Raw genomic sequence first — 19,784 nt, 5'->3', positions numbered from 1 at the left:
GTGAGTGATTGGGCGCAGAGGCGCGCCCTCAGCGACTAATCTTCATCAAACCCGGAGTTGAACAGCTCGACCACTGCCGCCAGCGCGTTGACTTCGTCGGGGCCGGTCGCTTCGACTTCGATATGCCGGCCCTGGGCGGAGTCCAGCATCAGCAGCGCGATGACGCTGCTGGCTTCGGCCTCGGTGCCGCTTTCGTTGCGCAGCATCACCTCGGCATCGAAGCTTTGCACCAGTTCGAACAGTTTCATCGCCGGGCGCGCGTGCATGCCCAGCTTGTTTTTGATTTCAACCGTCTGTTTGACCGTCATTGTTTGCGCTTTTCCAGCGTGCGGTGGCGCGACTGCACGTTCTTGCCGCGCGAGCGGAAGTAATCGGCCAGCTGTTCCGCCACGTACACCGAACGGTGCTTGCCGCCGGTACAGCCAATGGCGACCGTCAGGTAGCTGCGGTTGTTGGTTTCCAGCATCGGCAGCCACTGTTCCAGATAGCTGCGGGTCTGGTAGATGAAGTTGTGTACTTCGGTATGGCGATCGAGGAACGACGCCACCGGTTTGTCCAGGCCGGTCATCGGCCGCAGCTTCGGATCCCAGTGCGGGTTCGGCAGGAAGCGCACGTCGAACACGTAGTCGGCGTCGATCGGGATGCCGTGTTTGAAGCCGAAGGATTCGAACACCATGGTCAGTTCGCGCTCGCGCTTGCCCAGCAGGCGGGTGCGCAGCATTTCGGCCAGCTCATGCACCGACATTTCTGAGGTGTCGATAATCAGGTCCGCCCGCGAGCGCAGCGGTTCGAGCAGATCGCTCTCTTCGTCGATGGCGCTTTCCAGCGACAGGTTTTTGCTGGAGAGCGGGTGCAGGCGGCGGGTGTCGCTGTAACGGCGGATCAGCGTGTTGCGATCGGCGTCGAGGAACAGCAGCTGCGGCGAGAAGCTGTCCGGCAGCTGAGTCATCGCGTATTCGAACACTTCCGGTGATTCCGGCATGTTGCGCACGTCGATGCTGACCGCTGCGGAGATATTGCGTTCCGCCAGCGTATTGGCGAGCTGCGGCAGCAGCACCACCGGCAGGTTGTCAACGCAGTAAAAACCCATGTCTTCCAGCGCCCGCAAGGCGACGGATTTTCCGGAACCGGAACGGCCGCTGACAATCATCAGCACCATGTGGCAACTCCCCTGGCATCGCGGCGGCGTTCATCGCCACCGTTAAACTTTGTTATTCCGGCCGCAGCCGGATCCATCATCGTAAAACAGTATCGTTATCCGGGCTGGAAGTCACGCCGGCCGGGCATCACTCGGTGATGATTTGGTAAAGTTCTTCGTCGCTCTGCGCGGCGCGCAGGCGGCGGCATACGGTTTTGTCGGCCAGGCGTTTGGCGACCAGCGACAGCGTATGCAAATGGGTTTTGCACTGATCGGCAGGCACCAGCAGCGCGAACAGCAGGTCGACCGGCTGGTTGTCGATAGCGTCGAAAGCGATGGGTTGGTCGAGACGGATAAACACGCCAACGGCCCGCAGTGTGTCCTCTTCCAGTTTGCCGTGGGGAATGGCGATACCGTTGCCGATACCGGTGCTGCCCATGCGCTCCCGGGTGAGAACCGCGTCAAACACCACCTGCGAAGGCAGGTTGAGCTGTTTGGCGGCCAGTTCGCTGATAATTTCCAAAGCCCGCTTCTTGCTGGTGCAGTGTACCGAGCTTTTGGTGCACTCGATGTTTAACACCGAGCTTAATTGCATATATTCGTTGTTCATCTCATCTTCACTTAAAACCGCGCCGCCGGGCGCGCCCGGCAAGGCGGTTTTTCGTCGGTTTTAACCCTGATTACCGTTCGGCGCGTCACCCATGCGGGTCACGCGCCGAAGGGTGAGGCGGCGACGGATGCCGCCTCATGGAATGGGTTAGGGTGTCAGTGTTGCTTCAATTTGTCTTTATGTTTGTTCAATTGACGTGCCAATTTGTCGATCAGCGTATCAATTGCGGCATACATATTCTCGTCTTCCGAGGTGGCGTGCAACTCGCCTCCATTCACGTGCACCGTTGCTTCCGCAATTTGCTGCACTTTTTCCACACTTAATACAACATACACCTGATTGATGCGATCAAAATACTGTTCGAGTTTGGCGAACTTGTTGTTCACGAACTCGCGCAACGGATCGGTGATTTCGATGTGGTGTCCGGTAATGTTGAGCTGCATAGTGTCTTCCTTCTCAATAGAGGTCAAACCAACTGTTTACGCTGGTTCGACGGCGGGATGGACAAAGACTCTCGGTACTTGGCGACGGTGCGCCGCGCCACGATGATCCCCTGATCGGCGAGCAGGGTGGCCAGCTTGCTGTCGCTGAGTGGTTTGGCGGGGTTTTCCGCCGCAATCAATTTCTTCACCAACGCGCGGATCGCCGTCGAGGAGGCTTCGCCGCCGCTGTCGGTATTCACGTGGCTGGAGAAGAAATATTTCAATTCGAAAATGCCGCGCGGGCTGTGCAGAAACTTCTGCGTGGTGACGCGCGAGATCGTCGATTCATGCATCTCCACGGCCTGGGCGATATCCGCCAGCACCATGGGTTTCATAAACTCTTCGCCTTGCTCGAAGAACGCCTGCTGTTGATCGACGATGCAGCGGGTGACTTTCAGCAGCGTCTCATTGCGGCTCTCCAGGCTTTTAATCAGCCACTTGGCTTCCTGCAGATTGCTGCGGATGAACTGGCCGTCGGCTTCGCTGCGGGCGCTGTTGCCCAGCGCGGCGTATTGCTGATTGATCTTCAAACGCGGCACGCTGTCGCCGTTGAGCTCGACCGTCCATTTGTTCTGCGTCTTGCGCACCAGCACGTCCGGAATCACGTATTCCGATTCGCCGGTATTGATCGACTGCCCCGGGCGCGGATCGAGCGACTGAATCAACAGCATCGCTTCTTTCAGTGTATCTTCTTTTAGCCGGGTTGATCGCATCAGGCTGCGAAAGTCGTGGTTGGCCAGCAGATCCAGATGCTCGCTGATGATCAGCCGCGCTTCGGCCAGGTAAGGGGTATCTTTGGCGTATTGGGAGAGCTGCACCAGCAGGCAATCGCGCAGATCGCGCGCGGCGACGCCGATCGGATCGAAACGCTGCACGCGCTTCAGCACCGCCTCGACTTCCTCGAGGGTCACGTTCTCGTCGCCCAGGCTTTCCAGAATGTCTTCCAGCGGCACGGTGAGATAGCCGGTGTCGTCCACCGCGTCGACGATGGAGGTGGCGATGGCGGCGTCGGTATCGGAAAACGGCGTCAGATCCACCTGCCACATCAGGTAATCCTGCAGCGTTTGGGTGGTCTCGCCCTGATAGACCGGCAGCTCGTCGTCGCTGTAGTCGGTGCCGGTGCCGGACGGCGTGCCGGCGGTGTAGATCTCATCCCAGGTGGCGTCCAGCGGCAGCTCTTCCGGCATGTCTTTCTGTTCCAGCGCCTCGCGGGTATCGAGCCCCTCGGTCTCCTGGGTTTCTTTGGCGTCGATTTCGTCGTGCAGATCGGTCTGTTCAAGCAGCGGATTGCTCTCCAGCGCCAGCTGGATCTCTTGCTGAAGCTCAAGCGTGGACAACTGCAGCAGGCGGATCGCCTGCTGGAGCTGAGGAGTCATGGCCAGCTGTTGACTGAGCCTGAGTTGCAAACCTTGCTTCATAGTTTTCTGTCTACTTCCGTTAACGGTGTCGCCCCGCAGGGCGCGCCGGCGCTTAGAGGCGGAACTCTTCGCCCAGATAAACGCGTTTAACCTGCTCGTCGGCCAGAATAGCATCCGGCGTGCCGTGGGCAATCAGTTTGCCCTGGCTGACGATGTAGGCGCGTTCACATACGTCCAGCGTCTCGCGCACGTTGTGGTCGGTGATCAGCACGCCCAGGCCGCTGTCACGCAGGTGCTCGATGATTTTTTTGATGTCGATAACGGAAATCGGATCCACCCCGGCGAAGGGTTCGTCCAGCAGAATGAATTTCGGGTTGGCCGCCAGCGCGCGGGCGATTTCGACGCGGCGGCGTTCACCGCCGGACAGCGCCTGGCCGAGGCTGTCGCGCAGATGGGAGATATGGAACTCTTCCATCAGCTCCTTGGCACGGTCTTCGCGCTGTTCGCTGGTGAGGTCGGGACGGATCTCCAGCACCGCCATCAGGTTGTCGTACACGCTCAGGCGGCGGAAGATCGACGCTTCCTGCGGCAGGTAACCAATACCGCGGCGCGCGCGGGCGTGCAGCGGCAGCAGGCTGATGTCTTCTTCGTCGATCACGATGCGCCCTGCGTCGCGCGGCACGATGCCGACCACCATGTAGAAGGTGGTGGTTTTACCTGCACCGTTCGGGCCGAGCAGGCCGACGATCTCGCCGGATTTCACTTTCAGGCTGACGTCTTCGACAACTTTACGGCCCTTGTAGGCTTTCGCCAGGTTTTCTGCGATGAGTGTTGCCATAAGTGATTAGTTACTCTTTTTTTGCTCGTTTTTGTCTTGCAACTGCGACGGTACCAGAACCGTTGTCACGCGTTTGCCTTTATCGCTAAACGCCTGCATTTGCTGCTGTTGCACCAGATAGGTGATGCGATCGCCTTTCACGTTGCTGTCGAGCTGCTCCAGATAGGCGTTGCCCGTCAGGGTCACCAGCTGGGTCGCCACGTCGTAACGCACTTTCTGCGCGTGGCCTTTGACCGGCTTGCCGCTGTCCTGCATCTGGTAGAAGGTTACCGGGTTGCCGAACGCTTCAATATAGGTCTTATTCTGATCCCCGCCCGGGCGGGTGACCACCACCTTGTCGGCGCGAATATCGATGGTGCCCTGTTTGATCACCACGTTGTCGGTGAAGGTGCTGACGTTGCTTTGCATGTCCAACGACTGCTTGAGCGAGTCGATGCTGACCGGCTGGCTGGAGTCGGATTTCAGCGCCAGAGCGGGGGCGCTGGCGGCCAAAACTAAGCTGCCGAGCAACAGGTTACGGAGTTGGTTTTTGGTTCTGAATTTCATAGTTGGTCTTAACCTTATCAATCAGCTCAGCGGTTTTGGTCCGCAGGTTCCCACGCATTTTCATGCCGTTAGAGGTAAAATTGGTCCCGTAAAGCGTGACTTCGTCATCGGAGGTGACGTCCTGGGTGACCAGGTTTACCTGAGCGTTGTCCGTCTTAATTTTTTCCAGCTGCGAGGTGGTAGTCAGGCTGTTCACCTCGACGTGACCATACAGATACAGCATTCGGTCTTTAGTCAGTTTGGCGCGATCGGCGCGAACTGACCAGGTGGCCACCGCATTCTCATCGAACAGCGTCATCACCGGCTGGGTGAACCAGCTCAGCTCGCCGGCGGTGTAATACTTCGCGTCTTCCGCCACCAGTTTGTAATTCAGCTTGCCGGCCGGGTTGTACACCACGGTGACCGTGTGCTGGCTCTGGTAGGTCGGATCCTGATCGTTGACCGGGCCAGGGGCCGTGTCGTCGCTGAAGTCCGTCATGTTCCAGCCGATCAGCGCCAGAACGATCACCGTCAACAGGATGGTGATCCACAGTTTGGTTTTACTCATATCGACAGCCCTTTGGCGTCCTCCAGCTTATTTTGAGCCAAAAGAATGATGTCGCACAGTTCGCGCACCGCGCCGCGGCCGCCGGCAATGCGGGTGACGTAGTGGGCGCGCGGCGTCAGCAGCGGATGGGCATCCGCCACCGCGACCGCCAGGCCGACCTGCGCCATCACCGGCCAGTCGATCAGGTCATCGCCGATATAGGCGACCTGATCCGCCGTTAACGACAGTTTATCCAACAGTTCGCGGAAGGCCAAAAGCTTATCGGACTGCCCCTGATACAGATGGGTGATGCCGAGCGTCTGCGCGCGGTCCTCCAGCAGCCTGGCGGAGCGCCCGGTGATGATCGCCACCTCGATGTCTGAGGTTTTCAAGCAGCGGATGCCGTAGCCGTCGCGCACGTTGAACGCCTTCAGTTCTTCACCGTTGTTGCCCATGAAGATCAGGCCGTCCGACAGCACTCCGTCAACGTCGCAAATCAACAGGCGGATGTTCCCGGCACGCGCCATAACCTCTTGTTCTACCGGCCCGTAGCAGGTTTCTACCATACCCATTCCGTTCTATTCCTTAATTAAACGACGCCGGCGCGCAGCATGTCATGCATATGTACCACACCCAGCAACTGGTCGCCATCGGCAACCAGCAGCGCGGTGATGTGGCGTTGTTGCATCAGGTTCAATGCATCGACCGCCAGGATGTTGGGGCGCACCCGCACGCCACCCGGCGTCATGACATCGGCAATCTTCGCCTCGTGCAGGTTGATGCCCATGTCGAACACCCGGCGCAGGTCGCCATCGGTAAAGATGCCGGCGATTTTCATCAGATCGTCGCAGATCACCGTCAGGCCCAGATTTTTGCGGGTGATTTCCAGCAGCGCGTCGCGCAACGAGGCGTCGGCGCTGACGTGGGGGATTTCATCGCCGCTGTGCATGATATCGCTAACCCGCAGCAGCAGTTTGCGGCCGAGTGCGCCGCCCGGATGCGACAGCGCGAAATCTTCCGGCGTGAAACCGCGCGCTTTCAGCAGCGCGACGGCCAGCGCATCGCCCATCACCAGCGTGGCGGTGGTGCTGGTGGTCGGCGCCAGCCCCAGCGGGCAGGCTTCCTGCGGCACCTTGATGCACAGGTGGATATCCGCCGCTTTACCCATCGAGCTTTCCGGATTGTTAGTCATACAGATGAGGGTGATCTGTTGGCGTTTCAACACCGGGATCAGCGCCAGGATCTCGCTGGACTCGCCGGAGTTGGAGATGGCGAGCACGATGTCCTGCGGGGTGACCATGCCCAAATCGCCATGGCTGGCCTCCGCCGGATGAACGAAGAATGAGGGCGTGCCGGTGCTGGCGAAGGTGGCGGCGATCTTGCAGCCGATGTGGCCGGATTTGCCCATGCCCATCACCACCACTTTGCCGCCGCAGGCGGCGATGGTTTCGCAGGCGCGGGTGAAGTCTGCGTTGATGTAGCTGTCGAGCTGAGCCAGCCCTTCACGCTCTATCTGAAGCACTTCTTTGCCGGCCTGTTGAAAATCGAAGCCCGGTTGCAACTCAATGTTCGACATACTCATTCCCGTCGGTTTAGCCGAAAGTACTGAAAGGGTTAAAGAACAGCACCGCAAGATACGCAATAAAGCCGCATAATAACAGCGCGCCCGCCAGGTGGCCGATGCGATGTTTGCGGCCGATGCACAGCACGCTCAGCAGCACGCTGGCCGCCAGCATCACCCAGTAATCGCGCTGGAAGGCGGCGGTGTCTACGCTGCCCGGCGACAGCAGGGCGGGTACGCCCAGCACGATCACCGTGTTGAAAATATTGGATCCGATGATATTGCCAATCGCCATATCATCCTCGCCCTTGAGCGCCCCGGCGATGGAGGTGGCCAGTTCGGGCAGGCTGGTACCGATGGCGATAATGGTCAAACCGACCACCAGTTCGCTCAGACCGAAATAGTGCGCGATCACCGTCGCGTTATCGACCACCATTCTGGAAGAGAGCGGCAGAATGATAAACGCCAGCACCAGCCACAGCACCGCCACGGTATTGCTGCTGTCCTGCGGCAGCTCGGCGATCTGCTCCATGGTCAGGCTGTCGCTGCCCTCGCGCTGCGCCAGCCGGGCGATTTTCAGCATCAGCAGGATGAAGCCGGCGGCGGCGGCCAGCAGCAGCACGCCGTCCAGCCTGCTTAGGGTGCCGTCCATCAACACGAAACCGCATAATACTGTGACCGCTAACATCAGCGGCAGTTCGCGCCGCAGTATCTCAGAGCGCGCGGCCAGCGGGTGAATCAGCGCCGCCACGCCCAGAATCAATAAAATGTTGGTGATGTTGGAACCTAATACGTTGCCAACGGCCATATCTATCTGCCCGTTCAGCGCGGCGGTGGTAGACACGATCAGCTCAGGCAGCGAGGTGCCGATGCCGACGATGGTCATGCCGATGATCAGCGGCGGTACGCCGAGCGAGCGGGAAATCACGGCAGCACCATAAACTAAGCGGTCTGCACCGTACACCAGTAGAAATAAACCAACGATTAATAATGCTATCGCGAGAAACATGCAGGGTCCTTTGTCGGGTATTATCCCGGTTCGTTGGTTAAAGCCGTCAATGCGGCGGTATTGCTTGCCCTCCGTTGCGCGCGTTTGAGCCGCAGCAACGGTTTTCCCCGGCTAATAGTTGAACAGTTTCGTTTTTTTTCGTTATGGCGCCAATTTTGACCGGGTGGCGCGGAAAAGTAAAACCAATGGCACCATTGGTTGCGAAATGGCAGTAAGTTTTTGTAAAGATGAGACGGATTGCGCCCATTGCTTTAACATCACGGGTAGATTCAGCAAAAGATGAGTCGTAAAGGGTCCATTAACATGCTCCAAAAGGCAGATAATTTGGTCGAAGTGCGCGACATGAGCTTCTCGCGCGGCGACCGACGGATATTTGAAGACATCAACCTGACGGTGCCCCGCGGTAAGGTCACGGCGATCATGGGGCCATCAGGCATCGGCAAAACCACGCTGCTGCGCCTGATCGGCGGCCAGCTGGCGCCGGACAGCGGGGAGATTTGGTTCGACGGCGACAACATTCCCGCGTTGTCCCGCCGTCAGTTATACGACGCGCGCAAAAAGATGAGCATGCTGTTCCAGTCGGGCGCGCTGTTTACCGATTTGACCGTATTCGAAAACGTGGCCTACCCGCTGCGCGAGCACAGCAACCTGCCGGAGCCTTTGTTGCGCAGCACGGTGCTGATGAAGCTGGAAGCGGTGGGGCTGCGCGGCGCGGCCCAGCTGATGCCCAATGAGCTTTCCGGCGGCATGGCGCGCCGGGCGGCGTTGGCGCGCGCGATCGCGCTGGACCCTGAGATGATCATGTTCGACGAACCCTTCGTTGGCCAGGATCCGATCACCATGGGGGTGCTGGTCAAGCTGATCGACGAGCTGAACCATGCGCTGGGCATTACCTGCATCGTGGTGTCGCACGACGTGCCGGAGGTGCTGAGCATCGCCGACTACGCCTACATCGTGGCCGACAACCGGGTGATCGCCGAAGGCACCACGCAGCAATTGCAGAACAATCCTGATGCGCGCGTGCGCCAGTTCCTAGATGGTATAGCGGATGGGCCGGTGCCGTTCCGCTATCCGGCCGGGGATTATCAGACCGAACTGCTAGGCTTAGGGAGTAAATAAGCTCATGTTATTAAGAGCGTTAGCGTCGTTGGGGCGCAGTGGCATCAACACCAGCGCCAGCTTCGGCCGCGCCGGGTTGATGCTGTTCAACGCGTTGATTGGCCGGCCGGAACCCGGCAAGCAGTGGCCGCTGTTGTTGAAACAGCTCTACAGCGTCGGCGTGCAGTCGCTGCTGATCATCATGGTCTCCGGGCTGTTTATCGGCATGGTGCTGGGCCTGCAGGGCTATATCGTGCTCACCACCTACAGCGCCGAGGCCAGCCTTGGCATGATGGTGGCGCTGTCGCTGCTGCGTGAGCTGGGGCCGGTGGTCACGGCGCTGCTGTTTGCCGGCCGCGCCGGTTCCGCACTCACGGCGGAAATCGGCCTGATGAAGGCGACGGAGCAGATCTCCAGCCTGGAAATGATGGCGGTCGATCCGCTGCGGCGCATCGTGGCGCCGCGCTTCTGGGCCGGGCTTATCAGCATGCCGCTGCTGACCATCATCTTCGTGGCGATCGGCATTTGGGGCGGTTCGGTGGTCGGCGTGGACTGGAAGGGCATCGACAGCGGCTTCTTCTGGTCGGCGATGCAGGGCGCCGTGGAGTGGAAAAAAGATCTGCTCAACTGCCTGATCAAAAGCGTGGTATTCGCCATTACCGTAACCTGGATTGCCATTTTCAATGGGTACGACGCCGTGCCTACCTCTGAAGGGATTAGCCGGGCGACGACGCGTACCGTGGTGCATTCGTCACTGGCGGTGTTGGGATTGGATTTCGTGCTGACCGCACTGATGTTTGGGAATTGATTCGATGCAAACGAAGAAGAGTGAAATCTGGGTTGGGGCATTTATGCTGATCGCGCTGTGCGCCATCGTGTTTATCTGCCTGCAGGTGGCGAACCTTAAATCGATCGGCAGCGAGCCGACCTACCGCATTTACGCGACGTTCGACAACATCGGCGGCCTGAAACCGCGTTCGCCGGTGAAAATTGGCGGCGTGGTGATCGGCCGCGTGGCGGACATCGAACTCGATTCGAAAACCTACACGCCGCGCGTGGCGCTGGATATCCAGAAAAAGTACGACCAAATCCCGGATACCAGTTCGCTGGCGATCCGCACCTCCGGCCTGCTGGGCGAGCAATATCTGGCGCTTAACGTGGGCTTTGAAGATCCTGATATGGGCACCACCATCCTGAAAGATGGCGGCACCATTCAGGACACCAAATCAGCCATGGTTCTGGAAGACCTGATCGGCCAGTTCCTGTATAAAAGCGGCGGTCAGGACAGCGCCAAATCGGGAGACGCGGCCGCTGAGCCGGCTGCCGGCGCCGCACCGCAACCCGCTGTTCCAAATCATTAAGAGAGGATACCTGCATGTTTAAACGTTTACTGATGGTGGCTCTGCTGGTGGTTGCACCGCTGGCGAGCGCAGCCGACCAAACCAATCCCTACAGCATGATGCAAGAAGCGGCGCAGAAGACTTTCAGCCGTTTGAAGAACGAACAGCCGAAGATCAAGCAGGACCCGAACTACCTGCGTGCCATCGTGCATCAGGAACTGATGCCGTTCGTGCAGGTGAAATACGCCGGCGCGCTGGTGCTGGGGCGTTACTACAAAGAGGCAACGCCTGCGCAGCGCGAAGCTTACTTCACCGCCTTCCAGGCTTACCTGGAGCAGGCTTACGGCCAGGCGCTGGCGATGTATCACGGCCAGACTTACCAGATCGCGCCTGAACAGCCGCTGGGCAATGCCGACATCGTGGCTATTCGCGTCACCATCATCGACAACGGCGGCCGCCCGCCGGTGCGTCTGGATTTCCAATGGCGCAAGAACAGCAAAACCGGCTACTGGCAGGCGTATGACATGATCGCCGAAGGCGTCAGCATGATCACCACCAAGCAAAATGAGTGGGCGTCTACGCTGCGTACTCAGGGCATCGACGGCCTGACCAAGCAGCTGCAGGCCGCCGCCGCGCAGCCTATCACGCTGGACAAGAAAAACTGATGTCGGCAGCGCTCAGCTTCGAATCAGAGCGGCAGACGCTGATCCTGCGCGGTGAACTGGATCGGGAAACGCTGCAGCCGCTGTGGCGGCAGCGCGCCGCACTGATGGCGGATAAAACCGCGATCGACGTGGCGCAACTGCAGCGCGTGGACTCCGCCGGGCTGGCGCTGTTGCTGCATCTGCAGGAAGAGCAGCGCCAACGCGGCGTAGCGCTGAAAATTTTCGGCGCTACCGAGCGCCTGAAAACGCTGATCGCGCTCTACAACCTGCAGGCGATAATGCCTGTCGATACCGCCGGTTAGCGGCGTTTTAGGCCGCTCTTGCGTGGTAAAACGATACAAAGCCCCTGTTATGCAGGGGCTTTTTCTTTAGTTTAAGAAAACATCGTATTCCACTAAGATACTAGGCTGTTTATGATCCTTTAGCGGCAGAACTGGATACTATGGAAACCAACGAGATTAAAGACGTGCTGATGCAGGCATTGGCACTGGATGAAGTACATGTGACGGGCGACGGTAGCCATTTTCAGGCGATCGTGGTCGGTGAACTGTTCGCCGGCATGAGCCGCGTCAAAAAACAGCAGACGGTTTACGCACCGCTGATGGAATACATTGCGGACAACCGCATTCATGCCTTGTCTATTAAGGCGTACACCCCTGAAGAGTGGCAGCGAGACCGCAAACTCAACGGATTTTAAGGCTGTTTGCCCTGCCGGGCGGGCAGCTTCAGATTAGATAACAGAGAGTAGTCAGATGGATAAATTTCGTGTGCAGGGTCGGACCCGCCTGAGCGGTGAAGTGTCTATTTCCGGGGCCAAAAACGCCGCCCTGCCGATCCTGTTCGCCGCCCTGTTGGCGGAAGAGCCGGTCGAGCTGCAGAATGTCCCTAAGCTGAAGGACATCGACACCACCATTAAACTACTCAACCAGTTGGGTACCAAGATTGAGCGCAACGGTTCGGTCTTCGTGGACGCCAGCGGCGTGAACGAGTTTTGCGCCCCTTACGATCTGGTGAAAACCATGCGCGCTTCCATTTGGGCGCTGGGGCCGCTGGTGGCGCGTTTCGGCCGCGGTCAGGTTTCCCTGCCGGGCGGCTGCGCGATTGGCGCGCGTCCGGTCGATCTGCACATCACCGGCCTGGAGCAGTTGGGTGCCGAGATCAAGCTGGAAGAAGGCTACGTCAAGGCGTCCGTCGAGGGCCGCCTGAAGGGCGCGCACATCGTCATGGACAAGGTGAGCGTGGGCGCGACCGTGACCATCATGAGCGCCGCGACCCTGGCGACCGGCACCACCGTTATCGAAAACGCCGCGCGTGAGCCGGAAATTGTCGATACCGCCAACTTCCTCAACACGCTGGGCGCGAAGATCAGCGGTGCTGGCAGCGACAAGATCACCATCGAGGGCGTCGAGCGTCTGGGCGGCGGCGTGTACCGCGTGCTGCCCGACCGTATCGAGACCGGCACCTTCCTGATCGCCGCCGCGGTTTCCGGCGGCAAAGTGATGTGCCGCAACACCCGTCCGGACACGCTGGATGCGGTGCTGGCCAAGCTGCGCGAAGCCGGTGCCGATATCGAAGTGGGCGAAGACTGGATCAGCCTGGACATGCACGGCAAGCGCCCGAAAGCGGTCACCGTGCGCACCGCGCCGCACCCGGGCTTCCCGACCGACATGCAGGCCCAGTTCAGCCTGCTGAACCTGGTGGCGGAAGGCACCGGCGTTATCACCGAAACCATCTTCGAAAACCGCTTCATGCACGTGCCGGAATTGATCCGCATGGGCGCGCATGCGGAGATCGAGAGCAACACCGTGATCTGTCATGGCGTTGAACAGCTGTCCGGCGCTCAGGTGATGGCGACCGATCTGCGCGCTTCCGCCAGCCTGGTGATCGCCGGCTGCATCGCCGACGGCGTGACCGTCGTCGATCGCATCTATCACATCGATCGCGGCTATGAGCGTATTGAAGACAAGCTACGTGCGCTGGGTGCGAACATCGAGCGCGTGAAAGGCGAGTAAGTCATTAGCGCCGGCGCGGCTGCGTCGGCAGGATGAATAGCAAAGGGCCGGCTATCAATGCCGGCCCTTTTTTAATTGCTGTCTTCCGGGAATTCACCCACCGTCATTTTCAACGTAATGCGTTTGCCGTCGCGCAGCACGATAACCGGTATCTCGGTGCCCGGTCTGATCTCCGCCACCTGGTCCATGGTTTCCAGCACGGATACCGCCGGTTTGTTATCCACGTTGATGATGATGTCGTTGATCTGGAAACCGGCGTTGCTCGCCGGGCCGTTCGGCGTAATTTCGGTCACGATGATGCCCTGCAGGCGATCGATGCCGGAATTGGACGAGCGCAGCGGAATGATCTCCTTGCCCTGAATGCCGAAATAGCCACGGATCACGCGGCCGTCGCGGATCAGCTTGTCCATGATTTTGGTGGCCAGTTCGATCGGGATCGCAAAGCCCAGTCCTTCCGGCGTTTCGCCGTCGGTGATTTTGTCATAGGTCAGGGTGTTGATACCGATCAGCTCGCCCAGCGAGTTGACCAGCGCGCCGCCGGAGTTGCCGCGGTTGATTGAGGCGTCGGTCTGCAGGAACGTCTGCCGGCCGGTGGTGCTCATACTGATGCGCCCGGTAGCGCTGAGGATGCCCTGAGTCACGGTTTGCCCCAGGTTATAGGGGTTGCCGATCGCCAGCACCACGTCGCCGACGTGGGCAACGCGATTTTTATTGGTCGGGATCACCGGTAAATTGCCGGGATCGATCTTCAGCACCGCCAGGTCGGTCAGGCCGTCGGAGCCGACCAGCAGCGCTTCATAGCGGCGGCCATCCTGCAACACCACGGTGATCTGCTGAGCGTCTTTGATCACGTGGCGGTTGGTGATGATATAGCCGCGTTCGTTCATGATCACGCCGGAACCGAGCGACAGCACGTTGGCGGCGCCGTTCAGGTTGCGGTTGTAGATGTTCACCACGGCAGGGGCGGCGCGGCGCACCGCCTTGTTGTAGCTCACCGGCGTTTCGTCGCTGGTATTCTCGGTTTTCTCTGCAAACAGGCCGTTGGAAGAGCGCAGCATGGGCAGGGCGGCCAACAGCAGGCCGGCAACGATGAGACCGATAACGACAGAACGCAAGAGCTTAGCAAACATGGAGTTTTCGTGGTGTGGTGAACGATGTTCGGAGGATAGCATGAGTTAACCGGGCGCAGTATGTCACCGAGCCCGGTTTTTGCACAAATTAACGCAGCAGCAGATAAATGGTTTCGTTACCGCGCACGATATTGAGCGCCATCACCGGTGGCTTGGCTTCCAGCACCTTGCGCAGCGCGGTGATACTGTCCACGCGCTGGCGGTTGACGCCGATGATCACGTCGCCTTTTTGCAGGCCGATTTGCGCCGCCGTCGAGCCTTTATCCACGTTCTCCACCTTCACGCCCTTGTCGCCGCTCGGCAGCGCGCCGTTGCTGAGGGATACCCCCTGCAGCGCCGGCGACAGCGTTTCGGCGTTGGTCGAGGCGCTCTCGCTGTTGTCCAGCGTGACCGAGACTTCCTGCGGTTTACCGTCGCGCAGCAGGCCTACCTTGAGGGTTTTGCCCGGCGCAGTGGTGCCGACCTTGGCGCGCAGTTCGGCAAAGCTGTTCACCGGTTTGCCGTCGACGGAAACCAGAATATCCCCGGCTTTGATGCCGGCCTTGGCGGCGGCGGATTTCGGCAACACTTCGCTGACGAAGGCGCCGCGCTGCGCGTCGGTGTTGAAGGCTTTGGCCATGTCCGGGGTCATTTCACTGCCCTTGATGCCAAGCAGGCCGCGTTTGACTTCGCCGAATTCGATCAGCTGCTGGCTCAGGTTCTGCGCCATATTGCTCGGAATGGCGAAGCCGATGCCGACGTTGCCGCCGCTCGGCGCCAGAATGGCGGTATTGATGCCGATCAGTTCGCCGTTCAGGTTAACCAGCGCGCCACCGGAGTTGCCGCGGTTGATGGAGGCGTCGGTCTGAATGAAGTTTTCCAGCCCTTCCAGATTCAGGCCGGTACGGCCCAGCGCTGAGATGATGCCGGAGGTGGCGGTTTGGCCCAGGCCGAACGGGTTGCCGACCGCCACGGCGAAGTCGCCGACGCGCAGCTGGTCGGAATCGGCCATCTTGATGGCGGTCAGGTTTTTGGTATCGCTGAGCTGCAGCAGGGCGATGTCGGACTGTTCATCGCGGCCAACCAGCTTGGCGTCCAGCTCACGGCCGTCGTTCAACTGCACGCGGATTTTATCGGCGTTGTTGATGACGTGGTTGTTGGTTAGCACGTAGCCTTTGGCGGCGTCGATGATCACGCCGGAACCCAGCCCTTCAAACGGGCGGGAGCTCTGCTGTTGGCCGGGGAAGTTGGGGCCGAAGAAGCGTCTGAACTCTTCCGGCAACTGTTGACGCTGCACCTGGGTGCCGGCGACATGCACGCTCACGACGGCGGGCAAGACTTTTTCCAGCATCGGCGCCAGGCTCGGCAGCGGCTGCCCCTGCACGGCGACGGGCAGGGCCGCGTTGGCCGCCGGTGCGGCGCTGAGCGCCAGACCGAGGCTCATTGCCAATGCACTAAGAATTAACGACTTTTTCTTCATTGATGATAACTCTCTCAATACCTGCCGATGAAAATTTGATGATAAGGCAATCGCCTTGTCATAGTGAAGGGTAAGACCGTGAATTTGCGTGCAAAGTTCAGTAAAGGTAATGCGAGGGAAGGTCAATATGGCACAAACGGGATTAAACCCGCGGGAGGCCCCGCGGGCGAAGAAGGAATATCAGTCGCGGCGTGCGCTTTGACCGCGCAGCAGGCCGGAGGCCCCTTCCGAATAGTCGCGCGGCATTTCCACCGGCGCCTGATCGTTGTCCGCTTCCGCTTCGGTCAGGCGATAGCGGAACGGGTTCTCCTGCATCGGCAGATCCGGCAGCAGGTTGTTGGAGCTTTTCGCCATGTGCTGATACAGCTGGCGATAATCGCGCGCCATGTTGTCCAGCAGCTCGGCGCTGCGGGCAAAGTGGCCGACCAGCTCCTGACGGTACTCTTCCAGCTCGGTTTTGCTCTTGTCCAGCTCATTCTGCAAGACTTGTTGTTGACGCAATTTACGGTTGCCAAAACGCATCGCCACCGCACCAATCACGATACCGACGACCAAACCAATCAGCGCATACTCCCAGGTCATGATGACTCCTATTTTGACTTCGTTGTTCCGCAGGGATTTTTCACTTAATAATATCCACTATAACCGTTAACCTTGTCCGAGTGGAATCCTGATGCGCTTCCACCTAATTTTTACAGGGTTTTCAGCGGCGCCCGCAGCGGGCATTTGTGGCGATAACGGTGCGAATCGGCATCAACTTGCCGCCAACGTTGGCTAAATAATTTCTAAGCGTTCTTAGGGAACATCGAACAGATGCAGGCACTATCACCGTTATCTCGCTACCAGCAGGCGCTGGAGGCGGGGGAATATCAGGCCGATGAGGTTCAACGCCGGGCCGTCACTCAACTGGATCGCATTTATCAGGCTCTGCGGCAAAAGCCGGCGGCGAACGCGCCGGCCGGCGGGCTGCGCGGCAAGCTCAGCCGCTTGCTGGGCAAGGGCGGCGAGACGGCGCCGCAGCGCCCGGTGCAGGGGCTGTATATGTGGGGCGGCGTCGGGCGCGGCAAAACCTGGTTGATGGATATGTTCTTCCACAGCCTGCCGGGCGATCGCAAAATGCGTCTGCACTTCCACCGCTTCATGCTGCGGGTGCATGAAGAGCTGACCGAGTTGCAGGGGCGGGAAAACCCGCTGGAAATCGTCGCCGATGGCTTCAAGGCCGAGACCGACGTATTGTGCTTCGACGAATTCTTCGTCTCCGACATCACCGACGCCATGCTGCTGGCCACGCTGCTGCAGGCTCTGTTCGCGCGCGGCATCACGCTGGTGGCCACCTCGAACATCCCGCCGGACGATCTGTACCGCAACGGCCTGCAGCGGGCGCGTTTCCTGCCGGCCATCGATCTGATCAACGAGTACTGCGACGTAATGAACGTCGACGCCGGCATCGACTATCGTCTGCGCACCCTGACCCAGGCGCACCTCTACCTGACGCCGCTGAGCGACCAGACGCGCGAGGCGCTGGATCGGATGTTCGTCAAGCTGGCGGGCAAGGCGGGGGAGGACGCGCCGGTGCTGCAGATCAACCATCGGCCGCTGCAGGCGATCCGTTCGGTGGACGGCGTGCTGGCGGTGGATTTCCACACGCTGTGCGAAGAGGCGCGCAGCCAGCTGGACTACATCGCGCTGTCGCGGCTGTATCACAGCGTGATCCTGTATAATGTGCAGGTGATGGGGCCGCTGAAAGAGAATACCGCGCGCCGTTTCCTGGCGTTGGTGGATGAATTCTACGAGCGTCACATCAAGCTGGTGATCGGCGCCGAAGCGTCGATGTTCGAGATCTATCAGGGGGTGCAGCTGAAATTTGAATTCCAGCGCTGCCTGTCGCGCCTGCAGGAAATGCAGAGCGAAGAGTACCTCAAGCTGCCGCATCTGCCCTGAGCCCGCCGGGCCTATCGCCGGTTGTCCGCCGCCGGCGATAAATTTATTTTCCATTCAAAAACCGTTCGATCTTTGTGAGCGACTTCTCTATAATCTTGCGACCCCACGTTACAACAAAGTTTTTTTTCCCAAAAACTTTATAGTGCCGGCAATGGCTATTCGAAGGGGTAGGTTTGCTGGACTTGTATGGTCGTGTGAGCCTCAACTGTTTTCGAGCGTTTGGGTGTTCACCAACGTGTAACTAATTATTGGGTAAGCTTTCTAATGAAAACTTTTACAGCTAAACCAGAAACCGTAAAACGCGACTGGTACGTTGTTGATGCAGATGGTAAAACTTTAGGCCGTCTCGCTACTGAACTGGCTCGTCGCCTGCGCGGCAAGCATAAAGCGGAATACACCCCGCACGTGGATACCGGTGATTACATCATCGTTCTGAACGCTGACAAAGTTGCTGTAACCGGCAACAAGCGTACAGACAAAGTGTACTACCACCACACCGGCCACATCGGTGGTATCAAGCAAGCGACCTTTGAAGAGATGATTGCCCGCCGTCCTGAGCGCGTGATTGAAATCGCGGTTAAAGGCATGCTGCCAAAGGGCCCGCTGGGTCGTGCTATGTTCCGTAAACTGAAAGTTTACGCGGGCACCGAGCACAATCACGCGGCACAGCAACCGCAAGTTCTGGACATTTAATCGGGATTAATGGCAATGGCTGAAAATCAATACTACGGCACTGGTCGCCGCAAAAGCTCCGCCGCTCGCGTCTTCATCAAGCCGGGCAACGGTAACATCGTTATCAACCAGCGCAGCCTGGAACAGTACTTCGGTCGCGAAACTGCCCGCATGGTAGTTCGTCAGCCGCTGGAACTGGTCGACATGGTTGGCAAACTGGACCTGTACATCACCGTTAAAGGTGGTGGTATCTCCGGTCAAGCTGGCGCTATCCGTCACGGTATCACCCGTGCACTGATGGAATACGATGAGACTCTGCGTTCTGAACTGCGTAAAGCTGGCTTCGTCACCCGTGACGCTCGTCAGGTTGAACGTAAGAAAGTCGGTCTGCGTAAAGCACGTCGTCGTCCGCAGTTCTCCAAGCGTTAATTTTCGCTGCTTCGGCAGTGCGATTTACGCAAAAAACCCGGTGCTTCACCGGGTTTTTTTACGCCTGAAATCCGCCGTCCCCGACTAAAATCTGTGGCATATCAGACAATTCAACATGAATTCGCCGCACCGCCCCCACAAAACAAGCAGAATCTGGTAAACTATCATCCACTTTTGCGCCTGTTCGCCGTGCAGTTGACCTCCTGGGCCGGTTTTTTATGGGCTCGGGTCGCGCTGCGTGCTGCCGGCCTGCGGCAAGATTATTCAGGATAGCAGCCTGTCAGTTGGCTATTCGCAGTATTTTCTAGATAACTTGGAGGTTTTCATGGCTGTCGCTGCCAACAAACGTTCGGTAATGACGCTGTTCTCTGGCCCGACCGACATTTTTAGCCATCAAGTACGTATCGTACTGGCGGAGAAAGGTGTCAGCGTCGAGATCGAGCAGGTCGAAATGGATAACCTGCCGCAAGATCTGATTGACCTCAACCCTTACCAGACGGTGCCTACGCTGGTCGATCGCGAACTGACCCTGTATGAATCCCGCATCATCATGGAATATCTGGATGAGCGTTTCCCGCACCCGCCGCTGATGCCGGTTTACCCGGTTGCCCGTGGTGAGAGCCGTCTGATGATGCTGCGCATCGAGAAGAACTGGTACTCGCTGATGGACAAGATCGAGAAGAGCAGCGGCCAGGAAGCGGAATCCGCCCGTCGCCAACTGCGCGAAGAGTTGCTGGCGATCGCGCCTATCTTCGGTCAGGCGCCGTATTTCATGAGCGAAGAGTTCAGCCTGGTGGATTGCTACCTGGCGCCGCTGTTGTGGCGTCTGCCGCAGCTGGGCATCGAATTGAGCGGTGCCGGTTCCAAAGAGCTGAAAGGCTACATGACCCGCGTCTTCGAACGCGACGCCTTCCTGGCTTCCCTGACCGAAGCCGAGCGTGAAATGCGCCTGCAGACCCGGGGCTAAGCG

25 protein-coding genes are annotated in these 19,784 nt (G+C 58.9%); 11 read left to right on the top strand and 14 right to left on the bottom strand.

All coding sequences use genetic code 11. The features are described from left to right. Window positions 1-35: 35 nt before the first annotated feature. The 11 genes from npr to ACJ8QF_RS17290 form a co-directional block, all read right to left on the bottom strand. Window positions 36-308, bottom strand: coding sequence for a PTS phosphocarrier protein NPr (npr, locus tag ACJ8QF_RS17340; protein WP_004937034.1), 273 nt, complete (start codon window positions 306-308; stop codon window positions 36-38). After that, the gene (rapZ, locus tag ACJ8QF_RS17335) at window positions 305-1,159 is read right to left on the bottom strand and encodes an RNase adapter RapZ (RefSeq protein ID WP_015379177.1); all 855 of its coding nucleotides are present in this window, start codon (window positions 1,157-1,159) and stop codon (window positions 305-307) included. The genes npr and rapZ overlap by 4 nt, the downstream gene beginning before the upstream one ends. Before the next feature lie 127 nt (window positions 1,160-1,286). Beyond that, a complete protein-coding gene (gene ptsN / locus ACJ8QF_RS17330) occupies window positions 1,287-1,748 on the bottom strand; it encodes a PTS IIA-like nitrogen regulatory protein PtsN (RefSeq protein WP_016930212.1) in 462 nt (153 codons plus the stop codon). Between the two features lie 155 nt (window positions 1,749-1,903). Continuing rightward, window positions 1,904-2,191, bottom strand: a complete 288-nt coding sequence (gene hpf, locus ACJ8QF_RS17325) for a ribosome hibernation promoting factor (RefSeq protein ID WP_004937038.1) — start codon at window positions 2,189-2,191, stop codon at window positions 1,904-1,906. 23 nt (window positions 2,192-2,214) lie between these two features. Then, a complete protein-coding gene (rpoN, locus tag ACJ8QF_RS17320; RefSeq protein WP_004937039.1) occupies window positions 2,215-3,648 on the bottom strand; it encodes an RNA polymerase factor sigma-54 in 1,434 nt (477 codons plus the stop codon). Window positions 3,649-3,700: 52 nt separating this feature from the next. Next, entirely contained in the window at window positions 3,701-4,426 is a 726-nt protein-coding gene (gene lptB / locus ACJ8QF_RS17315) for an LPS export ABC transporter ATP-binding protein (RefSeq protein ID WP_004937040.1), read from the bottom strand. Window positions 4,427-4,432: 6 nt separating this feature from the next. Then, window positions 4,433-4,972 (bottom strand): lipopolysaccharide ABC transporter substrate-binding protein LptA, encoded by a 540-nt coding sequence (lptA, locus tag ACJ8QF_RS17310; RefSeq protein ID WP_004937045.1) that lies wholly within the window; start codon window positions 4,970-4,972, stop codon window positions 4,433-4,435. Beyond that, entirely contained in the window at window positions 4,941-5,519 is a 579-nt protein-coding gene (gene lptC, locus ACJ8QF_RS17305) for an LPS export ABC transporter periplasmic protein LptC (protein ID WP_004937047.1), read from the bottom strand. The genes lptA and lptC overlap by 32 nt, the downstream gene beginning before the upstream one ends. Continuing rightward, window positions 5,516-6,070, bottom strand: a complete 555-nt coding sequence (gene kdsC, locus ACJ8QF_RS17300; protein ID WP_004937049.1) for a 3-deoxy-manno-octulosonate-8-phosphatase KdsC — start codon at window positions 6,068-6,070, stop codon at window positions 5,516-5,518. The genes lptC and kdsC overlap by 4 nt, the downstream gene beginning before the upstream one ends. A 17-nt stretch (window positions 6,071-6,087) precedes the next feature. Further along, window positions 6,088-7,074 carry an arabinose-5-phosphate isomerase KdsD gene (kdsD, locus tag ACJ8QF_RS17295; RefSeq protein ID WP_004937051.1) on the bottom strand — a complete coding sequence of 329 codons (987 nt, stop codon included), beginning with the start codon at window positions 7,072-7,074 and terminating at the stop codon, window positions 6,088-6,090. Window positions 7,075-7,090: 16 nt separating this feature from the next. Next, window positions 7,091-8,068: a calcium/sodium antiporter gene (locus tag ACJ8QF_RS17290; RefSeq protein WP_004937053.1), complete on the bottom strand. Its 978-nt coding sequence runs from the start codon at window positions 8,066-8,068 to the stop codon at window positions 7,091-7,093. A gap of 303 nt (window positions 8,069-8,371) precedes the next feature. On the opposite strand from ACJ8QF_RS17290, the gene mlaF reads away from it, so the two are divergent. The 7 genes from mlaF to murA all read left to right on the top strand — a co-directional run bounded on the left by mlaF (window position 8,372) and on the right by murA (window position 13,183). Continuing rightward, the gene (gene mlaF, locus ACJ8QF_RS17285; RefSeq protein ID WP_004937055.1) at window positions 8,372-9,187 is read left to right on the top strand and encodes a phospholipid ABC transporter ATP-binding protein MlaF; all 816 of its coding nucleotides are present in this window, start codon (window positions 8,372-8,374) and stop codon (window positions 9,185-9,187) included. A gap of 4 nt (window positions 9,188-9,191) precedes the next feature. Next, on the top strand, window positions 9,192-9,974 hold the full coding sequence (gene mlaE, locus ACJ8QF_RS17280) for a lipid asymmetry maintenance ABC transporter permease subunit MlaE (protein WP_004937059.1): 783 nt from the start codon (window positions 9,192-9,194) through the stop codon (window positions 9,972-9,974). Window positions 9,975-9,978: 4 nt separating this feature from the next. After that, window positions 9,979-10,527: an outer membrane lipid asymmetry maintenance protein MlaD gene (mlaD, locus tag ACJ8QF_RS17275; protein ID WP_004937061.1), complete on the top strand. Its 549-nt coding sequence runs from the start codon at window positions 9,979-9,981 to the stop codon at window positions 10,525-10,527. A 14-nt stretch (window positions 10,528-10,541) separates the two neighbouring features. Then, the gene (gene mlaC / locus ACJ8QF_RS17270) at window positions 10,542-11,171 is read left to right on the top strand and encodes a phospholipid-binding protein MlaC (RefSeq protein ID WP_004937063.1); all 630 of its coding nucleotides are present in this window, start codon (window positions 10,542-10,544) and stop codon (window positions 11,169-11,171) included. Further along, complete coding sequence (gene mlaB / locus ACJ8QF_RS17265) at window positions 11,171-11,473, top strand: lipid asymmetry maintenance protein MlaB (RefSeq protein WP_004937064.1); 303 nt, start codon at window positions 11,171-11,173, stop codon at window positions 11,471-11,473. Before mlaC ends, mlaB begins: the two co-directional genes overlap by 1 nt. Window positions 11,474-11,613: 140 nt before the next feature. Then, a complete protein-coding gene (ibaG, locus tag ACJ8QF_RS17260) occupies window positions 11,614-11,868 on the top strand; it encodes a BolA family iron metabolism protein IbaG (RefSeq protein WP_004937066.1) in 255 nt (84 codons plus the stop codon). Between the two features lie 55 nt (window positions 11,869-11,923). Further along, window positions 11,924-13,183, top strand: a complete 1,260-nt coding sequence (murA, locus tag ACJ8QF_RS17255; RefSeq protein WP_004937068.1) for a UDP-N-acetylglucosamine 1-carboxyvinyltransferase — start codon at window positions 11,924-11,926, stop codon at window positions 13,181-13,183. A gap of 71 nt (window positions 13,184-13,254) precedes the next feature. On the opposite strand, the gene degS is transcribed toward murA, so the two are convergent. The 3 genes from degS to zapG form a co-directional block, all read right to left on the bottom strand. Beyond that, window positions 13,255-14,313, bottom strand: a complete 1,059-nt coding sequence (gene degS / locus ACJ8QF_RS17250) for an outer membrane-stress sensor serine endopeptidase DegS (protein ID WP_016930201.1) — start codon at window positions 14,311-14,313, stop codon at window positions 13,255-13,257. Window positions 14,314-14,401: 88 nt separating this feature from the next. Beyond that, window positions 14,402-15,772, bottom strand: coding sequence for a serine endoprotease DegQ (gene degQ / locus ACJ8QF_RS17245; protein ID WP_004937072.1), 1,371 nt, complete (start codon window positions 15,770-15,772; stop codon window positions 14,402-14,404). A 180-nt stretch (window positions 15,773-15,952) separates the two neighbouring features. Continuing rightward, window positions 15,953-16,354, bottom strand: a complete 402-nt coding sequence (gene zapG, locus ACJ8QF_RS17240; protein WP_004937074.1) for a Z-ring associated protein ZapG — start codon at window positions 16,352-16,354, stop codon at window positions 15,953-15,955. 231 nt (window positions 16,355-16,585) lie between these two features. On the opposite strand from zapG, the gene zapE reads away from it, so the two are divergent. The 4 genes from zapE to sspA all read left to right on the top strand — a co-directional run bounded on the left by zapE (window position 16,586) and on the right by sspA (window position 19,781). Beyond that, window positions 16,586-17,713: a cell division protein ZapE gene (gene zapE, locus ACJ8QF_RS17235; protein WP_275095205.1), complete on the top strand. Its 1,128-nt coding sequence runs from the start codon at window positions 16,586-16,588 to the stop codon at window positions 17,711-17,713. 264 nt (window positions 17,714-17,977) lie between these two features. Continuing rightward, entirely contained in the window at window positions 17,978-18,406 is a 429-nt protein-coding gene (gene rplM, locus ACJ8QF_RS17230) for a 50S ribosomal protein L13 (RefSeq protein ID WP_004937079.1), read from the top strand. 15 nt (window positions 18,407-18,421) lie between these two features. Beyond that, on the top strand, window positions 18,422-18,814 hold the full coding sequence (gene rpsI, locus ACJ8QF_RS17225; RefSeq protein ID WP_004937080.1) for a 30S ribosomal protein S9: 393 nt from the start codon (window positions 18,422-18,424) through the stop codon (window positions 18,812-18,814). Between the two features lie 325 nt (window positions 18,815-19,139). After that, entirely contained in the window at window positions 19,140-19,781 is a 642-nt protein-coding gene (gene sspA / locus ACJ8QF_RS17220; RefSeq protein ID WP_004937082.1) for a stringent starvation protein SspA, read from the top strand. The last annotated feature ends 3 nt before the right edge of the window (window positions 19,782-19,784 follow it).

Origin of the sequence: Serratia sp. CY81684, from assembly GCF_052166595.1 — a bacterium.
Taxonomy (GTDB): domain Bacteria; phylum Pseudomonadota; class Gammaproteobacteria; order Enterobacterales; family Enterobacteriaceae; genus Serratia; species Serratia nematodiphila.
This window is presented reverse-complemented; position numbering and strand designations above follow the sequence as displayed.